Source organism: Halomonas garicola (genome assembly GCF_031935715.1).
GTDB lineage: Bacteria > Pseudomonadota > Gammaproteobacteria > Pseudomonadales > Halomonadaceae > Vreelandella > Vreelandella garicola.
Window position 1 is genome coordinate 166253 of sequence record NZ_JASSZF010000001.1, and the last position, 15985, is coordinate 182237.

The following is a 15985-nucleotide window of genomic DNA, read 5'->3' on the forward strand; positions in this document are numbered from 1 at the left end:
TCGGCGGGCCGCTTTACGTTGCAGTTCCCAACCGGCAGGACTAGAGTCGGTCCTGTCGCAGCAACTATAAGGAGCCCGGATGAAATCGCGCTTACGCTTGTCTCGCCGCTTTACCCTCCACGCCAGCCTGGCCGCCGGCGCCCTCGGCACCGCCCTGCTTGCCACACCGCTTGTCGCCAACGCCGCCGAAGAACCCGCCGCCGTGCGTTTTGCCGTACCTCCCTGGCCCGGCGTTACCGTCAAGTCCGAACTTGCCGCCACGCTGTTTGATGCCCTGGGCTATAAGCCACGGCAAAAAGAGCTGGGCGCCACCATCGCCTATCAGGCGCTGGGCGAAAACGAGCTCGATGCCTACCTGGCCTCCTGGCTGCCCGCCCAGCAGGGCATGTACGACACCGCCACCAGCGGCAAGAACGCGCTGGTCGACCTGGGCACCAACGTGGACGGCGCACGGCTTGGCTTTGTCGTGCCCGACTACATCCACGCAGAAGGCTATACCTCGGGCGAAGATCTGTGCAGCAAGGAGCTGCAGGAAAAGGCCGGCGGCACGATCTATTCCATTGAAGTCGGCTCCGGCACCAGCGACCTGCTCTCCGACATGCAGGAAAACGGCACCTATTGCCTGGACGAATGGGAGCTTTCGGAAACCTCGGCCTCGGGCATGTTCAGCCAGGCCAAGTCGACCATGGATCGCAACGAGTGGATCGTCTTCTACGCCTGGACGCCGCACTGGGCCACCATCGAATACGACATTGAGTTTCTCGACGACCCGGAAGACGCCTGGGGCCCGGACGGCGGCCGCAGCGACGTGCGCACCCTGACGACCCAGCAATTCGCCGACAGCAACCCCAACGCCACGCGGCTGCTGGAACAAATCGTCTTCACCGCCGACGAGCAGAGTGAAATGATCAGCGGGCTGAGCTTTGAAGACCGCCCCGTTGACGACGTCGCCATGAGCTGGCTGAAAGACCACCCGGCCAAGGTGAAAGAGTTTCTCGACGGCGTCTCCACCCGCAGCGGCGAACCCGCCTGGCCCGTAGTCAAGGATAAACTCGACCTCCCCGACGCCTGAGGCACGGCGAGTACCGCAAGCAAAAATCCGTCATGAAACGGCCGCCCAAGGGCGGCTGAAGCGGCTAGCTTGCCCAACGACCGGAGATATCATGAGCTATCGCTTTACCGATCTAACCGCAGCCTGCGCTGACGAGTGGCGCGCCTATATCGAGCACGACTTCGTGCGCCAGCTGGCCGCCGGCACCCTGGAAGACGAGGCGTTTCGCCACTACCTCAAGCAGGACTATCTGTTTCTGATGCACTTCGGGCGCGCCTATGCGCTGGCCGTCTACAAGAGCCGCGACATGGCCGAGCTGCGCCACAGCCTGGAAGGCCTCAAAACCATCATCGACGTCGAGCTTGCGCTGCATATCGACTATTGCCGCGAATGGGGTATCCCGGAATCTGACCTGGCCACACTGCCCGAAGCTCGCGCCACCATGGCCTACACCCGCTACGTGCTGGACACCGGCAACCGCGGCGACCTGCTCGACATGCACGTGGCCCTCGCTCCTTGCCTGGTGGGCTACGGCGAGATTTCCCAGTGGCAGGCCCGGCAGCCCTTCACCGTACGCGGCGACGCCAACCCCTATGAAAAGTGGCTGCAGATGTACGAAAGCGACGCCTTCCAGGGGGCAATGCGCGACGAAATCGCCTGGCTCGATACCCGCCTGGCCGACGTGACGCCCGAGCGTTTCGCCCAGCTGACCACGACCTTCCGCGACGCCACGCGGCTGGAAATCGACTTTTGGCAGATGGGGCTCGACCGCGCCGACTGATCAATGCGTCGCGCCTCACATCCCCCAGCGGCGCAGCAGGTTATGGTAGACGCCGGTGAGCTGGACGCTTGCCGCGCTGTCGGCACCCAGTTCCTGATGGACCTGCTGGATGGAGGTGTCCAGGTCGAACAGCAGGCTGCGCTGGCCTTCGTCGCGCACCATGCTCTGGATCCAGAAAAACGCCCCGAGGCGCGCGCCCTGGGTCACCGGCGTGACCCGGTGAAGGCTCGAGGCCGGGTAGAGGATCAGATCCCCCGCTGGCAGCTTGACGCTGTGGGCGCCGTAGGTGTCCTCGACGATCAGCTCGCCGCCTTCGTAGGTATCCGGCTCGCTGAAAAACAGCGTCGCCGAAAGGTCCGTGCGCAGGTACTCGCCCCGGCTCTGGTCCAGGCGCATGGCGTTGTCCACGTGCAGGCCAAAGGACTGCCCGCCCTGGTAGCAGTTGAACAGCGGCGGAAAAATTCGCTCGGGCAAGGCCCCGGCGATAAACAGCGGGTGGCGCTGCACCGCCTGGCTGACGACCTGGCTCAGGTGGCGGGCCACGTCGGAGTCTTCGGGCAGCTGCAGGTTGTCCTTGGCCATGGCCGACTGAAAGCCGGCGGTGGCCTTGCCGTCCTGCCACTGCGCCTGGAGCAACAGCTCGCGGCATTCGGCCACCTGGGCCTTGTCGAACACCTCGGGGACGTGAAGCATCATGGCGGTATCTCCTTGATAAGCGGATAAGCCCCGACCCGGCGCCTTGAAAGGCCGCCGGGCCGGGGTTGGTTGGCATCAATCGAATGTCGGCGTCTGGCAATCGCCCTTAACAGCGGCCTTTCAAACCGATTTTTAAAAACGATAGTCCAGCGTCAGCACCCCCGAACGGCCGTCGCCGATCTCCACCGCGGAGCCCCGGGAATCGGTACCCGGACGGCCGCGCACGCCGTCAACGTATTCCTCGTCAAAGAGGTTGTTGACGTTGAGCTGAGCGCTCAGCTGGTCGTTGAAGCGGTAGGCCACCATGGCGTTGTGCAGCCAGTAGTCGTCCACCTTGGCGGCCACGTCCGAGGCCACGTGGCGCTCGTCCACGTACTGGGCGCCGTAGCCTACCTGCACGGCGTTAGTGATGTCGTAGGTCGACCACAGGCTCAGGCTGTGCTCCGGGGTGTTGCCCAGGGAGTGCCCTTCGGGGTCGCGGCCGTTGGTCTGGGCGCCGGCGATGGACTCGCGGGTTTCGCTGTCCAGGTAGGTGTAGTTGGCGTAAACGTCCCAGGCATCGGTCAGCTCGCCGGTCATGCCCAGCTCCACGCCCTGCACGCGCTGCTCGCCGGCCAGATAAAGGTCGCCGTTGGCGTCGCGCTCGCGCACGTCGTCCTTGTCCACACGGAACAGCGCGCCGGTTAGCCCCAGCCGGCCGTTCATCAGCTCCCACTTGGCGCCCAGCTCCCAGGTCTTGCTCTTCTCCGGGGAGAGGCTTTCCCCGCCGTCGCCCCGGGGCAGGCCGCCGGAGGTGGCGAGGTTTTCCGCCGAGGGGCTGAACGAGGTGCCGTAGGCCAGGTACACCCGGCCGTTATCGGCCGGCTTGTAGACCACGCCGGCGCGGCCGCTCAGCTCCTTGTCGCTGGTGCGGGTGCGCTGGTTGTCGTCCTTGTCCACGGCTTCGCCGTCGATCCAGTCGTGGCGCAGGCCCAGGGTCAGGTCCCACTGGGGGTTGAAGCTCACGGTGTCGAAGGCGTAGATCGCCTGGTTGTTCAGCGTCGCTTCGTTAGCGCCGCGGGGCGTGTAGGTGGTGCCGCCGTCCCAGCGCCCGGGCGGGTTGCCGATGTCGTAGCCGCCGTCAGGGTACGGGTGGGCGTCCGACCCCAACCCCAGGTTGGAAGCGGTGCGGTCGTAGGTTTCCCGGGAGAATTCGGCGCCCACCAGCAGCTCGTGCTTGAGCGAGCCGGTGTCGAAGCTCGTGCTCAGCTGGGTCTGGTTGATCCACATCTCGGTGGTCACGTCGCGGCGGTAGGCCTGGGGGCCGGCGGGCTTGTAGCGCCCGGGCGCAAGCCCTTCCATGTCCGTATGCGGCGCGGAGATGGTGGTATCGCGGTCGAGGTGCGTATAGCGGGTCTTGTTTTCCAGCCGGGTTGCGGCGGTGAAATCGTGCTCGACCTGAAGGGTAGCGCTGTCGCTTGTGATGTCTTCGCCGTCGAGGTTGCGCCAGCCGTAGTAGGCCTCGTGGTCGATCCCCGGCAGCACCTCACCGTCTTTGGCGGGCAGCCCATAGTCCAGCAGGTTGTCGTCTTCCTGGTGGACGTAGGAAAACGTCGCGCGGGTGGTGTCGTTCAGCCCCACGGTCAGCGACGGTGCGATGCCGAAGCGCTCCTCCTCGATGTCGTCGCGTCCCGGCTTGTCGTTTTCGTGAGCCATCAGGTTCAGGCGGAAGGCGCTGTCGGTGCCCAGCCCTTCAAGGGTCTGGTTGGCGTCGAGCGTGGTGCGGTGATAGCTGTCGGTGCCGATCCCCACGCTTGCGTCGACGAAGTCGCGCTGCTGCGGGGTCTTGCTGATCATGTTGACCACTCCGCCGCTGGTTCCCGCGCCGCCGAAGACCGAGCTTGGGCCCTTGATCACTTCGACCCGCTCGACGTTGAACATGTCGGTGCGGTTGTTCTGGCTGCTGTCGCGCAGGCCGTCCACCTTCATGTTGGCGTTGGCGCTGAAGCCGCGGATGTTGATTTTGTCGCCGGAGCCGCCGCCGCCCTCGCCGGCGTCAAAGGTAATGCCCGAGACGTTGGACAGCACCCGGCGCAGGCTCAGCGCCTGCTGCTCCTCGATGACCTTTTCCGGCACCGCGGTCACGGTTTGCGGGGTATCCAGCAGCGGCTTGACGAACTTGTCCGAGGCGGAATATTCAACCTTGTTGCCGGTATTCTTCTCGCCGACCACGGTGACGGCATCAAGCTCGGTGGTTTCGGTAGACTGCGCCATGGCCGGCAGGCTGGTGGAGGCCACAGCGAAGCTCGCGGCGGTGGCAAAGGCGCGGTAGGGCGAACGGCGGGTCGCGGTAATACCAGAATTCACTTGTCAGATCCTTATGAGTGCTTTTTGTAAAATAAGTCAGGGGGATGGCTTATGAAAGCGACTCATTCTCAAGTGCATCCTGTTTCTAGTCAAGATGAATGTGAATCGTTCCCGACTGTTGTGTGTTCGGTCGCGCACAAAAACCGGCCGCGCCCGGCTCTGGCCCGGGAAGATAACCCACCGGGAATCAGGAACCAGGCGCGACCGGCTGGTCGACTATGGCGTAACGGCTGCTTTAGAGGCCGATCGCCGAGGACGTAGAGCGCCGCGGATCGGCGCCGCCGTAGAAGACACCGTCCTCAATGACGATGGACTGGGCGGCGCCCATGGCGGATTGATGGCTGATGGTGTGGCCGCGCTGCTCCAGCAGCTCCAGGGTATCCGGGCTGAAGCCGGCTTCCACACGGATTTCATCGGGCAGCCACTGGTGGTGCATGCGCGGCGCGCTGACCGCCGACTGAACGTTCATGTCGTGGTCGATGACGTTCATCAGCACCTGCAGCGTGGTGGTGATGATGCGCGAGCCGCCGGGGCTGCCGGTGATCAGGAAGTTCTTGCCGTCCTTCTTGACGATGGTCGGGGTCATCGACGACAGCATGCGCTTGCCGGGCTCGACCTTGTTGGCCTCGCCGCCGATCAGCCCGTAAGCGTTGGGCACGCCGGGCTTGGCCGAGAAGTCGTCCATCTCGTTGTTGAGCAGAAAGCCCGCGCCATCCACCACGATGCCCGAGCCGTAGCTGAAGTTGATGGTGTAGGTGTTGGAGACCGCCAGGCCGCTGTCGTCGACCACCGAAAAGTGCGTGGTTTCGCTGGACTCGTAGGCGGTGGGCTCGCCTGCGCTAATCTCGTCGCTGGGCGTGGCCCGGTCCATGTCGATCTGCTCGCGCAGCTCGTCGGCATAGTCGGTGGAGGTGATGCCGCCGAGCGGCACATCGACGAAATCGGTATCGCCCAGGTACTCGGCGCGGTCGGCGTAGGCGCGCTTCATCGCCTCGGCCATGACGTGCATGGTGTCGGCGGCGCCAAAGCCCATCTCACCGATGGGGAAGTCCTCCAGCACGTTGAGCATCTGCACGATATGGGCACCGCCGGACGAGGGCGGGCTCATGGCGTAGATGTCGTGCTCGCGGTAGGTGCCGTGGCTGGGCTCGCGAATCACCGGCTCGTAGCCGGCCAGGTCGTCCATGGTCATCAGGCCGCCGTGCTTGTCCATTTCGTCGACCAGCAGGCGGGCCGTTTCCCCTTCGTAGAACTCGCTGGCGCCCTCCTCGGCGATGCGCTTGAGCGTGGCGGCGAGCTCCGGCTGGCGAAATATCTCGCCGGCCTGGTAGGAAGAGCCGTCCTCCTTGAAGAATTTCGCCATGCTGGAGTCCCAAGGCTCAAAGCGCTCACGGGTGTCTTCCAGGCCCTTGACGAAGCGCGGCGGCACGGCAAAGCCGTCCTCGGCCAGGCGAATGGCCGGCGCCAGCGCTTCGGCAAGGCTCAGGGTGCCGTACTCTTCCAGCGCCAGCGCCAGACCGGCAACGGTGCCCGGCACGCCGGAGGCCAGGTGGGTGTAGCGCGAGCGGTCGGTGACGGCGTCGCCCTCCTCGTCCTGGAACATGGTCTCGGTAGCGCCGCTGGGTGCGGTCTCGCGATAGTCGATGGCGATAACCTCGCCGCTGTCCTCGTCGGAAATCAGCATGAAGCCGCCGCCGCCGATGTTACCCGAGCGCGGCTGGGTCACGGCCAGCGCGAAGCCCGCGGTCACGGCGGCGTCAACGGCATTACCGCCGTTCGCCAGCACGTCGCGCGACACTTCGGACGCCAGCGTATGGCTGGTGGCCACCATGCCCTGAGAGCTCTCCTGGGGATGAAAGCGCTCGCCTTCGAGAATGGCCTCCTGGGCCATGGCAAACGGCGACAGCAGCAGCGTACCCGCCAGCACGCCGGCGGCCAGTCCCTTGAGCGGAAACGCGCGGCCCGGCGCCACGGCGCGGGCCGTAGAATGATATCGATCCACAAGCCTATCCTTATTATATTGAATGAGCTGTTGATGGTAGAGGACAGCGGCGCTTGTCGCCATTGTGCGCCAACTCAGCGGTGCTCAAGCCCCGCTCGAATCTTCACCAAACCCTTGCTTGCCCTCACTGACTAAACGCCCCGCCCTGCCTACGCTGAAGGTAACCGGTACATCGCCCGCACAAAAGCGGCCAAGCGATGACGCCGTATCTTTCAAAGCAGGAGCCACCATGACAAAACAAAGGCTGATCCTCTTTTTCGACGGCACCTGGAACGACCCCCAAGACCGCACCAACGTCTTTCGCCTGGCCCAGCATATCCATGAGTACGACGGCGATATCCGGCAGCGGTTTTTCTACGACCCGGGCGTAGGCAATGGAAAGTTCGTGCGCCTTGCCGGCGGGGCGTTTGGCTATGGTCTGAGCAAGAATTTACGGCAAGGCTACGACTGGCTTGCCAGGCGCTATGCCGAAGGCGACGACATCTGGATATTCGGCTTCAGCCGCGGAGCCTATACGGCCAGAAGCCTGGCCGGGCTGATCCGCAAGTGCGGGCTGTTGCGCATTGTTACGCCCGGCCTGCTGGACAGGGCCGAGGAAATCTACCGGGATAAAAAGCTAAAACCCGACGACGAGCCGTGCGACATATTCAAACGCCACTACGGCCGCACGCCGCGGATTCACTTCATCGGCGTATGGGATACCGTCGGCGCGCTGGGCGTGCCGGGGACGCGGTTTACCGAGCAGCGCAAGTATTCGTGGCACGATACCGAACTTTCCAGCATCGTGGATTACGCCTACCACGCGGTAGCGCTTGACGAACACCGCGCCGCCTACGAAGTGCCCCTGTGGGTCAGCCGGGACGGGCGGAAAAAGCCGGGAAACCGAGAGGTCGAACAGCGCTGGTTCATCGGCGCCCACGCCAACGTCGGCGGCGGCTACGGCGACGACCCGCTGGCCGATATTCCCCTCCAGTGGATGAGCGAAAAGGCAAGCGATGCCGGCCTGAAGCCGCCGGGGTAGATGGGGGAGGTTAGCGTCAGCAAAGTTTTATCGGCAACCGCCCCCTGTGAAAGAATCTTTAACCTTGGATTTAACGAACAACCGGAGTTCCCTATGCCACCACTCTCGAAAAAGAAGCAAGCACTTGGCCTACTCGGCTGGCTGACGGTGAGCTTTGCGGCGTCTGCCGTAGGAGCTGTTGCCTCGATACAGGCCAGCGCCTTCTACGGTCAGCTTGTGCAGCCTGACTGGGCGCCGCCCGCCTCAATCTTTGGGCCGGTGTGGACGACGCTTTACGCGCTGATGGGCATTGCCGCCTGGCTGGTCTGGCGGCTGGGCGGATTTCAGCGCCAGCGGTGGGCGCTGACGCTGTTTCTCGTGCAGCTTGCGGTAAACGCGCTGTGGAGCTGGGTGTTCTTCGTCTGGCACCAGGGCGCGCTTGGGGTTTTCAATATCCTGCTGCTGATTGTGCTGGTCGCGGCGACGATCGTTGCTTTTTGGCGGGCGCAGCGGCTTGCCGGTGCCCTTCTCTTGCCTTATCTGCTGTGGATTAGCTTCGCCGCTGCGCTCAACTATTCGGTGTGGCAGCTGAATCCGCAGGTGTTGGGATAACACGCCATAGGCGCCTTCCGGCGCCTTCGCCCGGCACAGCCGGCCTCCTACAAAAACACAGCGCTGCCATTCGCCATTTTCCGGTGCTCTATTGCCCTATCAGTGCGCTTCGTCCCAGTGGGTGCCGCTTTCGGCTTCGACGGTGAGCGCGACGCTTAGGCTGGCGGCGTTTTCCATGCGTTTGGCGACTTCCTGCTTGAAGGCGTCGATGCGGTCTTCGGCGACTTCGAAGACGAGCTCGTCGTGGACCTGCATCACCATCAGCGCGTCAAATTTGCCCTCCTGCAGCCAGGCGTCGACGTCGATCATGGCGCGCTTGATGATGTCCGCGGCGGTGCCCTGCATGGGCGCGTTGATCGCGGTGCGCTCGGCGGCCTGGCGGCGGTTGCGGTTCTGGGCGTTGATCTCGGGCAGGTAGAGCCTCCGGCCGGCGACGGTTTCGACGAAGCCGTCCTCGGCGGCCTGGGCGCGGATGCGCTCCATGTAGCGGCCCACGCCTGGGTAGCGGTCAAAGTAGCGGTCGATGTAGGTCTGCGCCTGGTTGCGCTCGATGTGCAGCTGGCGGGAAAGCCCCCAGGCGCTCATGCCGTAGATCAGCCCGAAGTTGATGGCCTTGGCGCTGCGCCGCTGATCGCTGGTGACCTTGTCCAGGGGCGGGCCGAACACCTCGGCGGCGGTCGCGGCGTGGATGTCCTTGCCTTCGGCGAAGGCCTTGAGCAGGCCTTTGTCTTCAGACAGATGCGCCATGATGCGCAGCTCGATCTGGGAGTAGTCGGCGGCGACCACGCGATAGCCGGGACGTGCGGTAAACGCCTGGCGGATCTTGCGCCCTTCTTCGGTGCGGATGGGGATGTTCTGCAGGTTGGGATCCGACGACGACAGCCGCCCGGTGGCGGTCACTGCCTGATGGTAGCTGGTGTGCACCCGCCCGGTGGCGGGGTTGACCAGCCGGGGCAGCTTGTCGGTGTAGGTGGACTTGAGCTTGGAAAACCCCCGGTGCTCGATGATGACCTTGGGCAGCGGATAGTCCAGCGCCAGCTCTTCGAGCACGGCTTCCGCCGTGGACGGTGCGCCCTTGGGGGTTTTCTTGAGCACGGGGATTTTCTGCTCGTCAAACAGGATCTCGCCCAGCTGCTTGGGCGAGCTTAAGTTGAACTCACGCCCGGCAAGCTCAAAGGCCTTTTGCTCCAACTCGTGAATGCGCGTCTCAAGCGCCTTGCTCTGGGCGTGCAGGCGCTCCACGTCCAGCGCTACACCGGCGCGCTCCATGCGCGAGAGCACCGGAATCAGCGGCAGCTCAAGGGTCTCCAGCACCTCCGCCAGCCGGCCTTCTTTTTCCACCTGAGGCGTTAGGGTATCCAGCAGGCGCAGGGTGATATCCACGTCCTCGCAGGCGTAGGGCACAGCCTGCTCCAGCGCTACCTGGTTGAAGGTGAGCTGCTTGGCGCCCTTGCCCGCGACCTCCTGGAACGACGTGGTGGTCTCGCCCAGGTACTTCAGCGCCAGCGAGTCCATGTCGTGGCGGGTGGCGGTGGAGTTGAGCACGTAGGACGCAAGCATGATGTCGGCCAGCGGCGGTGCCACTTCGATGCCGTAGCTTGCCAACACGGAAATATCGTACTTGAGGTTCTGGCCGATTTTGGTCTTGGCAGCGCTTTGCCAGATCGGCGTCAGCGCTTCGAGCACGGCGCGGCGATCGAGCTGGTCCGGAGCGTCGAGGTAGTCGTGGGCCAGCGGAATATACGCCGCCTCGCCGGCTTCAAGGGCGATGCCTACGCCGACGATTTCCGCCTCCATGTAGTTGAGGCTGGTGGTTTCCAGGTCAAAGCAGAAGCGCTCGGCCCGGCTCAGCCGTTCGAGCCAGGCGTCAAGCTCCTGTTGCGTGGTGATCACCACGTCCTGCCGCTGGCTTTGGGCCGTCGGCTGGCCCTCGCTTTCGCCGCTGTCGCTGCCGTCGGCGGCGCTGGGCGCGGGGGTGCCGCCGACAACGTCGTCCACGCCTTCGTCCCGGCCTTCCAGCAGCTCGTTAAGCTCGCGCTTGAACTCAAGCTCGCGGTAAAGCCCGACCAGGGCGTCGCGGTCCGGGTGGGCGATCTCCAGGTCGTCGAGGCCGGCGGGCAGCTCGCAGTCGGTCTTGATGGTGGCAAGGTCAAAGGAGAGGAACGCCTGATCGCGGTGCGCTTCGAGCTTTTTGGGCAGCGTCTTGGCGCCGCGAAAGCCAAGCGTGGTGACGCGCTCCAGATCGCCGTAGACGGTCTCCAGCCCGCCGTTCATGCCCTGCAGCAGCCCCAGCGCGGTTTTCTCCCCGACGCCGGGTACGCCGGGAATGTTGTCGACCTTGTCGCCCATGAGCGCGAGAAAGTCGATGATCCGCTCCGGCGGCAGGCCGAACTTGTCCTCGACGCCGGCGACGTCCAGGGTTTCATTTTTCATGGTGTTGACCAGCGTAATATGGTCGTTGACCAGCTGGGCCATGTCCTTGTCGCCGGTGGAAATCACCGCGTCGCGACCGGCATCGGTGGCGTGGCGGGCAAGCGTGCCGATAACGTCGTCGGCCTCGACTCCCTCAATGCACAAAAGCGGCAGCCCCAGCGCCCTGACGCACTGGTGCAGCGGCTCAATCTGGCTTCTGAGGTCGTCGGGCATCGGCGGGCGGTTCGCCTTGTACTCCTCATAAAGCGCGTCGCGAAAGGTTTTGCCCGGGGCGTCAAACACCACCGCCATGGGGCTTTCGGGATAGTCCTTGATCAGGCGCTTGAGCATATTGAGCACGCCCTTGACCGCGCCGGTTGGCTGACCTGCGGAGGTGGTCAGCGCCGGCAGCGCGTGAAACGCCCGGTAGAGGTAGGAGGAGCCGTCAACTAAAACGATCGGTGCGCGAGCCATAGCCAGTATCCGTTGCCGAAGAGAGAGGTCAGAAAACAAGGGCGATAAAATCTTGCCGGCCATAATACGCCCAGTGCCGCCGCTCCGGCGAGCACCGACGTCTTTTCCACCGGGTATGGGGCTAAGGCATGACGGCGGTCTACCGCCGCAGCGCTGCCAAGTCAGAGTTCAAGCCGCTACAATACGAGGCTTGGCAACCTGAGCGAGATTCTCATGGCTGTATTCACTCCGCTTGGCGACGCGCAGGTCGCTACGTTTCTGGAATCTTTTGACGTGGGCCGCTTCGTGTCGCTACAGGGCGTTGCCGGCGGCACGGAAAATTCGACGTTTTTTGTTACCACCGACCGCTGCGAGCTGGTGCTCACGCTGTTTGAACAGGGCGAGCAGGAGGAGCTTCCGTTTTTTGTCGACCTGCTCGACTACCTCGACGCGTATCGCCTGCCGATTCCCGGCCCGGTTCACGACCGCGACGGCGTGGCGCTCAAGCGCCTGGCCGACAAGCCGGCGCTGCTGTTCCCGCGCCTGCCCGGCCGCCACCCGGAAAACCCCAACCTGGAGCAGTGCCGGGTAATAGGCGATACCCTTGGCCGGATGCATCAAACCTCCCGGCATTTTTCCGGGCTCCGCCCCAACCCACGAGATTTGAGCTGGCTGCAGGCCATGCACCACAAGGTGCTGGGTTTTTTGCGCCAGGAAGACCAGACGCTGATGAAAAACGCCGTGGACGACTTCGAAGGCGAGTTCGCCTCCCGGGGTGAGCTGCCCCAGGGCGCGCTGCACGGCGACCTGTTCCGCGACAACACTCTGTTCGAGGGCGATCGGCTCGGCGGCATCATCGATTTTTACAACGGCTGCACCGGCGACCTGCTGTTTGATCTTGCCATCGTGATCAACGACTGGGCCACCGATGAAGACGGCCGCCTGGATCAGGCGCGCCACGACGTCATCATCAACGCCTATCAGGCGCGCCGGGCGCTCACCGCCGACGAGCGCGCGCTGTGGCCGACCATGCTGAGCATGACCGCGCTGCGCTACTGGCTCTCGCGGCTGCTGGTGGTGTACGTCAATCCGCCGGCGCACGACCTCACGCCCCACGACCCCACGCAGTTTCGCACCATTTTCAAAGCGCGCCAGATGCACGGCACCCTGCCGCTGCCCGAGGCCCCGGCCACCGCAGCGGGCTAGCCCGGCATGCCGCGCGCTAATCCTGACTTTGCCGCTGAGCCTCGCCAACGGTGTCCGCGGCCTCTTCGCGGTCGTCGCCGTCGGCCTCGGGGGCGTCGTTCTCATCGGTGCGCGAGGGCTGCAGGCAGAGCGTGGCCATGATGGGAAAATGGTCCGAGCCGATGGACTTGAGGCGGCGCATCGCGGTCAGGGTAAAGTGCTCGCTGACGAAGATATGATCCAGCGGCCAGCGCAACAGCGGATACTTGGCGTGAAAGGTGCTGAACATGCCCCGCCCCCGGCGCGGGTCCAGCATGTGGCTCACCCGGCAGAACATCCGCGTGGAGCGCGACCAGGCCACGTCGTTAAGATCGCCGGCGGCAAGCGTGGGCTTCGGGTCGCGATGAATCATCTGCCCCACCAGCAAAAGCTCGCCGTCGCGCCACAGCGAGGTTTCGCTTTCGCTGGGGGCCGGCGGGCGCGGGTGCAGGGCATAAAAGCGGACGCGCTCGCCGTTGGGCAGCACAAGCCAGGTATGTATGGATGGAATGTCGTCCTGGATCAGCCACTTGACCTCGGCCTCTTCCAGCGGCAGGCGGGAATACAGGTGCATGCCGTAGAGGTTGTCCAGCGGAATTTTTACGCTGTGCGGCCAGCCTTCGTCCAGCGCCGGGTCCAGCTGCTCCTGCCACCAGTCGTCGCTTTCAAGCGTCAGCACTACGTCGGGCTTGAGCGCCTTGATCTGCTCGGTGAGCCGGTGCGCCTGGCGGTTGGGGGTGAGCACGTTGGCTACCAGCAGCGTTACGCAGCGCGCCTCGTCGCCGTCCGGGTCGGTGGGCTGCACGGTAATCGAGGCAAGCCGAGTATAGGGCAGGATGCGGTGCAGCTGCACGGCCACCACCAGGGCGTTGGCAAGCATCAGCCACAGGCGCGCGTCGGCCTCGGCAAAGGCCGAGAGCACCAGGCACAGCGCGGCAAGGCTTGCGATCTGCAGCCGGGGAAACTCGCAGGCGCGCGCCCACCACTGGTGAACGGGAATGCGCCCCAGGGTGGTAGCGGCCAGCAGGATGGCGGTGGCAGCGGTGAGAACAAGGGTGAGCATGGGCGGCATCCGGCTGGGTGAATAACGGCGTGATAACGAACGTTCAGCATGCCCAATAAACGGCCCCGGCGCAAAAGTCGCCGCGGGCCTCGCTCACTCCTGCGCTTGAACGTGCGCGCCTAGTCCCAGCTCATCACCACCTTGCCCGAGCTGCCCTCTTCCACCACGGCAAAAGCCTGCTCGAAGTCGTCGATGGCCAGGCGGTGGGTGATGATCGGCTCGAGATCCAGCCCCGACTGGATGAGGCTTGCCATCTTGTACCAGGTCTCGAACATTTCCCGGCCGTAGATGCCGCGAATGGTCAGCCCCTTGAAGATGACCCGGCTCCAGTCGATGGGCATCTCGCCCGGGGGGATCCCCAGCATGGCGACCTTGCCGCCGTGGTTGATGGCGTCGAGCAGCTGGTCGATGGCCGAGGCCACGCCGGACATTTCCAGCGCCACGTCGAAGCCTTCGCTCATGGAAAGCTCGGCCATGACGTCTTCCAGAGACTCCCGGGCGACGTTGACGCCCCGGGTCACGCCCATGCGCCGGGCAAGGGCCAGGCGCTCGTCGTTGACGTCGGTGATCACCACGTGGCGCGCGCCTACGTGGCGGGCCACGGCGGCGGCCATGATGCCGATGGGCCCAGCGCCGGTGATCAGCACGTCCTCGCCCACCAGGTCAAACGCCAGCGCGGTGTGCACGGCGTTGCCGAAGGGATCGAAAATCGCCGCCAGATCAAAGGAGACGTCGTCGGGCAGCTTGAACAGGTTGTAGGCGGGCAGCGTCATGTACTCGGCAAAGGCGCCCTGGCGGTTGACGCCCACGCCGATGCTGTTGCGGCACAGGTGGCGCAGCCCGGCCCGGCAGTTGCGGCAGTAGCCGCAGGTCACGTGGCCTTCGCCGGAAACGCGGTCGCCCACGGCAAAGCCGTCCACGCCCTCGCCCAGAGCAACGATCTCGCCGCTGTATTCGTGGCCGGTGATCATCGGCACCGGCACGGTTTTCTGCGCCCACTCGTCCCAGTGGTAGATGTGCAGGTCGGTGCCGCAGATCGAGGTGCGGCGGATTTTAATCAGCACGTCGTTGTGGCCGGGCACGGGCACGGGTGCGTCAACCATCCAGATGCCGGGCTCGGCGCGGCTCTTGGCAAGGGCTTTCATGAGATGACCTCCAGCTCGCGGCCGATACGGGTAAAGGCCTCCAAGGCCGCGTCGATCTGCTCGGGCGTGTGCGCCGCCGACATCTGGGTGCGAATGCGCGCCTGCCCTCGGGGCACTACCGGGTAGGAAAAGCCGATGACGTAGATGCCCTCGGCGAGCAGGCGCTCGGCGAAGGTGGAGGCCAGCCGGGCGTCGCCCAGCATTACCGGGATGATCGGATGGTCCGCGCCGGTCAGGGTGAAGCCCGCCTTCTCAAGACCTTCGCGGAAGCGCGCGACGTTGTCCCACAGCCGTCGGCGAAGCTCGCCGCCCTGCTCGACCCTATCCAGCACCTCAAGGCTTGCCGCGACGATCGGCGGCGCCAGGGCGTTGGAGAACAGATACGGCCGGGAGCGCTGGCGCAGCCATTCGGCAATCGCTCCGCGGGCGGCGGTGACCCCGCCCGAGGCGCCGCCCAGCGCCTTGCCAAGCGTGGTGGTGATGATGTCCACCCGGCCCATGACGCCGTGGTATTCGTGGGTGCCGCGGCCGCCCTCGCCGAGAAAGCCGGTGGCGTGGCAGTCGTCGATCATCACCATGGCGTCGTACCTTTCTGCGAGATCGCAGATGGCGGTGAGGTTGGCGACCACGCCGTCCATGGAGAACACGCCGTCGGTGGCGATGAGCTTGAAGCGCGCGCCCGCGGCGTCGGCCTCCTGCAGTCGGGCCTCAAGCTCAGCCATGTCGTTGTTGGCGTAGCGGTAGCGGCCGGCCTTGCACAGGCGGATGCCATCGATGATCGAGGCGTGGTTGAGGGCGTCGGAAATCACCGCGTCTTCGGGCCCCAAAAGCGTCTCGAACAGCCCACCGTTGGCGTCAAAGCAGGAGGCATAGAGGATGGCGTCGTCCATGCCCAGAAAATCTGCCAGGCGATGCTCCAGCCGGCGGTGCTCGGCGTGGGTGCCGCAGATAAAGCGCACCGAGGCCATGCCCAGGCCCAGCTCGTGCAGGCCGCGCTCGGCGGCCTTGATCAGCGCCGGGTCGTCGGCCAGCCCCAGGTAGTTGTTGGCGCAGAAGTTGATCACCTCGCCCTGGGCTACGCTGATCCGCGCCCGCTGGGGCGACATCAGCTCGCGCTCGTGCTTGTAGAGGCCTTCTTCGTGAAGCTCGTCGAGCCGGCTCTTGAGCTCTCGCTGAAACGCCTGGGTCATGGGGTTGTTT

General features: G+C 64.7%; 12 protein-coding genes. 5 read left to right on the top strand and 7 right to left on the bottom strand.

Annotated features, from left to right (window positions below; translation table 11 throughout):
- Positions 1 to 79: 79 nt before the first annotated feature.
- Positions 80 to 1072, top strand: coding sequence for a glycine betaine ABC transporter substrate-binding protein (locus RS027_RS00800; RefSeq protein WP_311952433.1), 993 nt, complete (start codon positions 80 to 82; stop codon positions 1070 to 1072).
- A 91-nt stretch (positions 1073 to 1163) separates the two neighbouring features.
- Positions 1164 to 1832, top strand: a complete 669-nt coding sequence (gene tenA, locus RS027_RS00805) for a thiaminase II (RefSeq protein ID WP_311952436.1) — start codon at positions 1164 to 1166, stop codon at positions 1830 to 1832.
- A 15-nt stretch (positions 1833 to 1847) separates the two neighbouring features.
- On the opposite strand, the gene RS027_RS00810 is transcribed toward tenA, so the two are convergent.
- The 3 genes from RS027_RS00810 to ggt all read right to left on the bottom strand — a co-directional run bounded on the left by RS027_RS00810 (position 1848) and on the right by ggt (position 6801).
- Positions 1848 to 2528, bottom strand: a complete 681-nt coding sequence (locus RS027_RS00810; protein WP_311952438.1) for a Fe2+-dependent dioxygenase — start codon at positions 2526 to 2528, stop codon at positions 1848 to 1850.
- 132 nt (positions 2529 to 2660) lie between these two features.
- Positions 2661 to 4874: a TonB-dependent receptor gene (locus RS027_RS00815; RefSeq protein ID WP_311952440.1), complete on the bottom strand. Its 2214-nt coding sequence runs from the start codon at positions 4872 to 4874 to the stop codon at positions 2661 to 2663.
- A gap of 235 nt (positions 4875 to 5109) precedes the next feature.
- Positions 5110 to 6801: a gamma-glutamyltransferase gene (gene ggt / locus RS027_RS00820; protein ID WP_311952560.1), complete on the bottom strand. Its 1692-nt coding sequence runs from the start codon at positions 6799 to 6801 to the stop codon at positions 5110 to 5112.
- A gap of 304 nt (positions 6802 to 7105) precedes the next feature.
- Here ggt and RS027_RS00825 point away from each other — a divergent pair, with 304 nt between their 5' ends.
- Together RS027_RS00825 and RS027_RS00830 are read left to right on the top strand one after the other, a co-directional pair.
- Complete coding sequence (locus RS027_RS00825) at positions 7106 to 7897, top strand: T6SS phospholipase effector Tle1-like catalytic domain-containing protein (protein ID WP_311952442.1); 792 nt, start codon at positions 7106 to 7108, stop codon at positions 7895 to 7897.
- Complete coding sequence (locus RS027_RS00830; protein ID WP_311952446.1) at positions 7898 to 8488, top strand: TspO/MBR family protein; 591 nt, start codon at positions 7898 to 7900, stop codon at positions 8486 to 8488.
- A gap of 99 nt (positions 8489 to 8587) precedes the next feature.
- Here the strand turns inward: RS027_RS00830 and polA are convergent, their stop codons facing one another.
- Positions 8588 to 11374 carry a DNA polymerase I gene (polA, locus tag RS027_RS00835; protein ID WP_311952449.1) on the bottom strand — a complete coding sequence of 929 codons (2787 nt, stop codon included), beginning with the start codon at positions 11372 to 11374 and terminating at the stop codon, positions 8588 to 8590.
- Positions 11375 to 11587: 213 nt separating this feature from the next.
- Here polA and RS027_RS00840 point away from each other — a divergent pair, with 213 nt between their 5' ends.
- The gene (locus RS027_RS00840) at positions 11588 to 12559 is read left to right on the top strand and encodes a homoserine kinase (protein ID WP_311952452.1); all 972 of its coding nucleotides are present in this window, start codon (positions 11588 to 11590) and stop codon (positions 12557 to 12559) included.
- A 16-nt stretch (positions 12560 to 12575) separates the two neighbouring features.
- Here RS027_RS00840 and RS027_RS00845 read toward each other — a convergent pair whose 3' ends face one another.
- From RS027_RS00845 to RS027_RS00855, 3 genes are all read right to left on the bottom strand, one after another.
- Positions 12576 to 13640 carry an endonuclease/exonuclease/phosphatase family protein gene (locus RS027_RS00845; protein ID WP_311952456.1) on the bottom strand — a complete coding sequence of 355 codons (1065 nt, stop codon included), beginning with the start codon at positions 13638 to 13640 and terminating at the stop codon, positions 12576 to 12578.
- A gap of 119 nt (positions 13641 to 13759) precedes the next feature.
- Positions 13760 to 14785, bottom strand: a complete 1026-nt coding sequence (gene tdh / locus RS027_RS00850; RefSeq protein ID WP_311952460.1) for an L-threonine 3-dehydrogenase — start codon at positions 14783 to 14785, stop codon at positions 13760 to 13762.
- Positions 14782 to 15975, bottom strand: coding sequence for a glycine C-acetyltransferase (locus RS027_RS00855; RefSeq protein WP_311952463.1), 1194 nt, complete (start codon positions 15973 to 15975; stop codon positions 14782 to 14784). Before RS027_RS00855 ends, tdh begins: the two co-directional genes overlap by 4 nt.
- Positions 15976 to 15985: the final 10 nt, after the last annotated feature.

What these genes read in the sequence shown, in the direction of transcription:
- tenA (WP_311952436.1), top strand. Translation starts at nt 1,164, where the DNA reads ATGAGCTATCGCTTTACCGATCTAACCGCAGCCTGCGCTGACGAGTGG.
- RS027_RS00800 (WP_311952433.1), top strand. Translation starts at nt 80, where the DNA reads ATGAAATCGCGCTTACGCTTGTCTCGCCGCTTTACCCTCCACGCCAGC.
- RS027_RS00810 (WP_311952438.1), bottom strand. Translation starts at nt 2,528, where the DNA reads ATGATGCTTCACGTCCCCGAGGTGTTCGACAAGGCCCAGGTGGCCGAA.
- RS027_RS00825 (WP_311952442.1), top strand. Translation starts at nt 7,106, where the DNA reads ATGACAAAACAAAGGCTGATCCTCTTTTTCGACGGCACCTGGAACGAC.
- RS027_RS00855 (WP_311952463.1), bottom strand. Translation starts at nt 15,975, where the DNA reads ATGACCCAGGCGTTTCAGCGAGAGCTCAAGAGCCGGCTCGACGAGCTT.
- polA (WP_311952449.1), bottom strand. Translation starts at nt 11,374, where the DNA reads ATGGCTCGCGCACCGATCGTTTTAGTTGACGGCTCCTCCTACCTCTAC.
- RS027_RS00845 (WP_311952456.1), bottom strand. Translation starts at nt 13,640, where the DNA reads ATGCTCACCCTTGTTCTCACCGCTGCCACCGCCATCCTGCTGGCCGCT.
- RS027_RS00840 (WP_311952452.1), top strand. Translation starts at nt 11,588, where the DNA reads ATGGCTGTATTCACTCCGCTTGGCGACGCGCAGGTCGCTACGTTTCTG.
- tdh (WP_311952460.1), bottom strand. Translation starts at nt 14,785, where the DNA reads ATGAAAGCCCTTGCCAAGAGCCGCGCCGAGCCCGGCATCTGGATGGTT.
- RS027_RS00830 (WP_311952446.1), top strand. Translation starts at nt 7,898, where the DNA reads ATGGGGGAGGTTAGCGTCAGCAAAGTTTTATCGGCAACCGCCCCCTGT.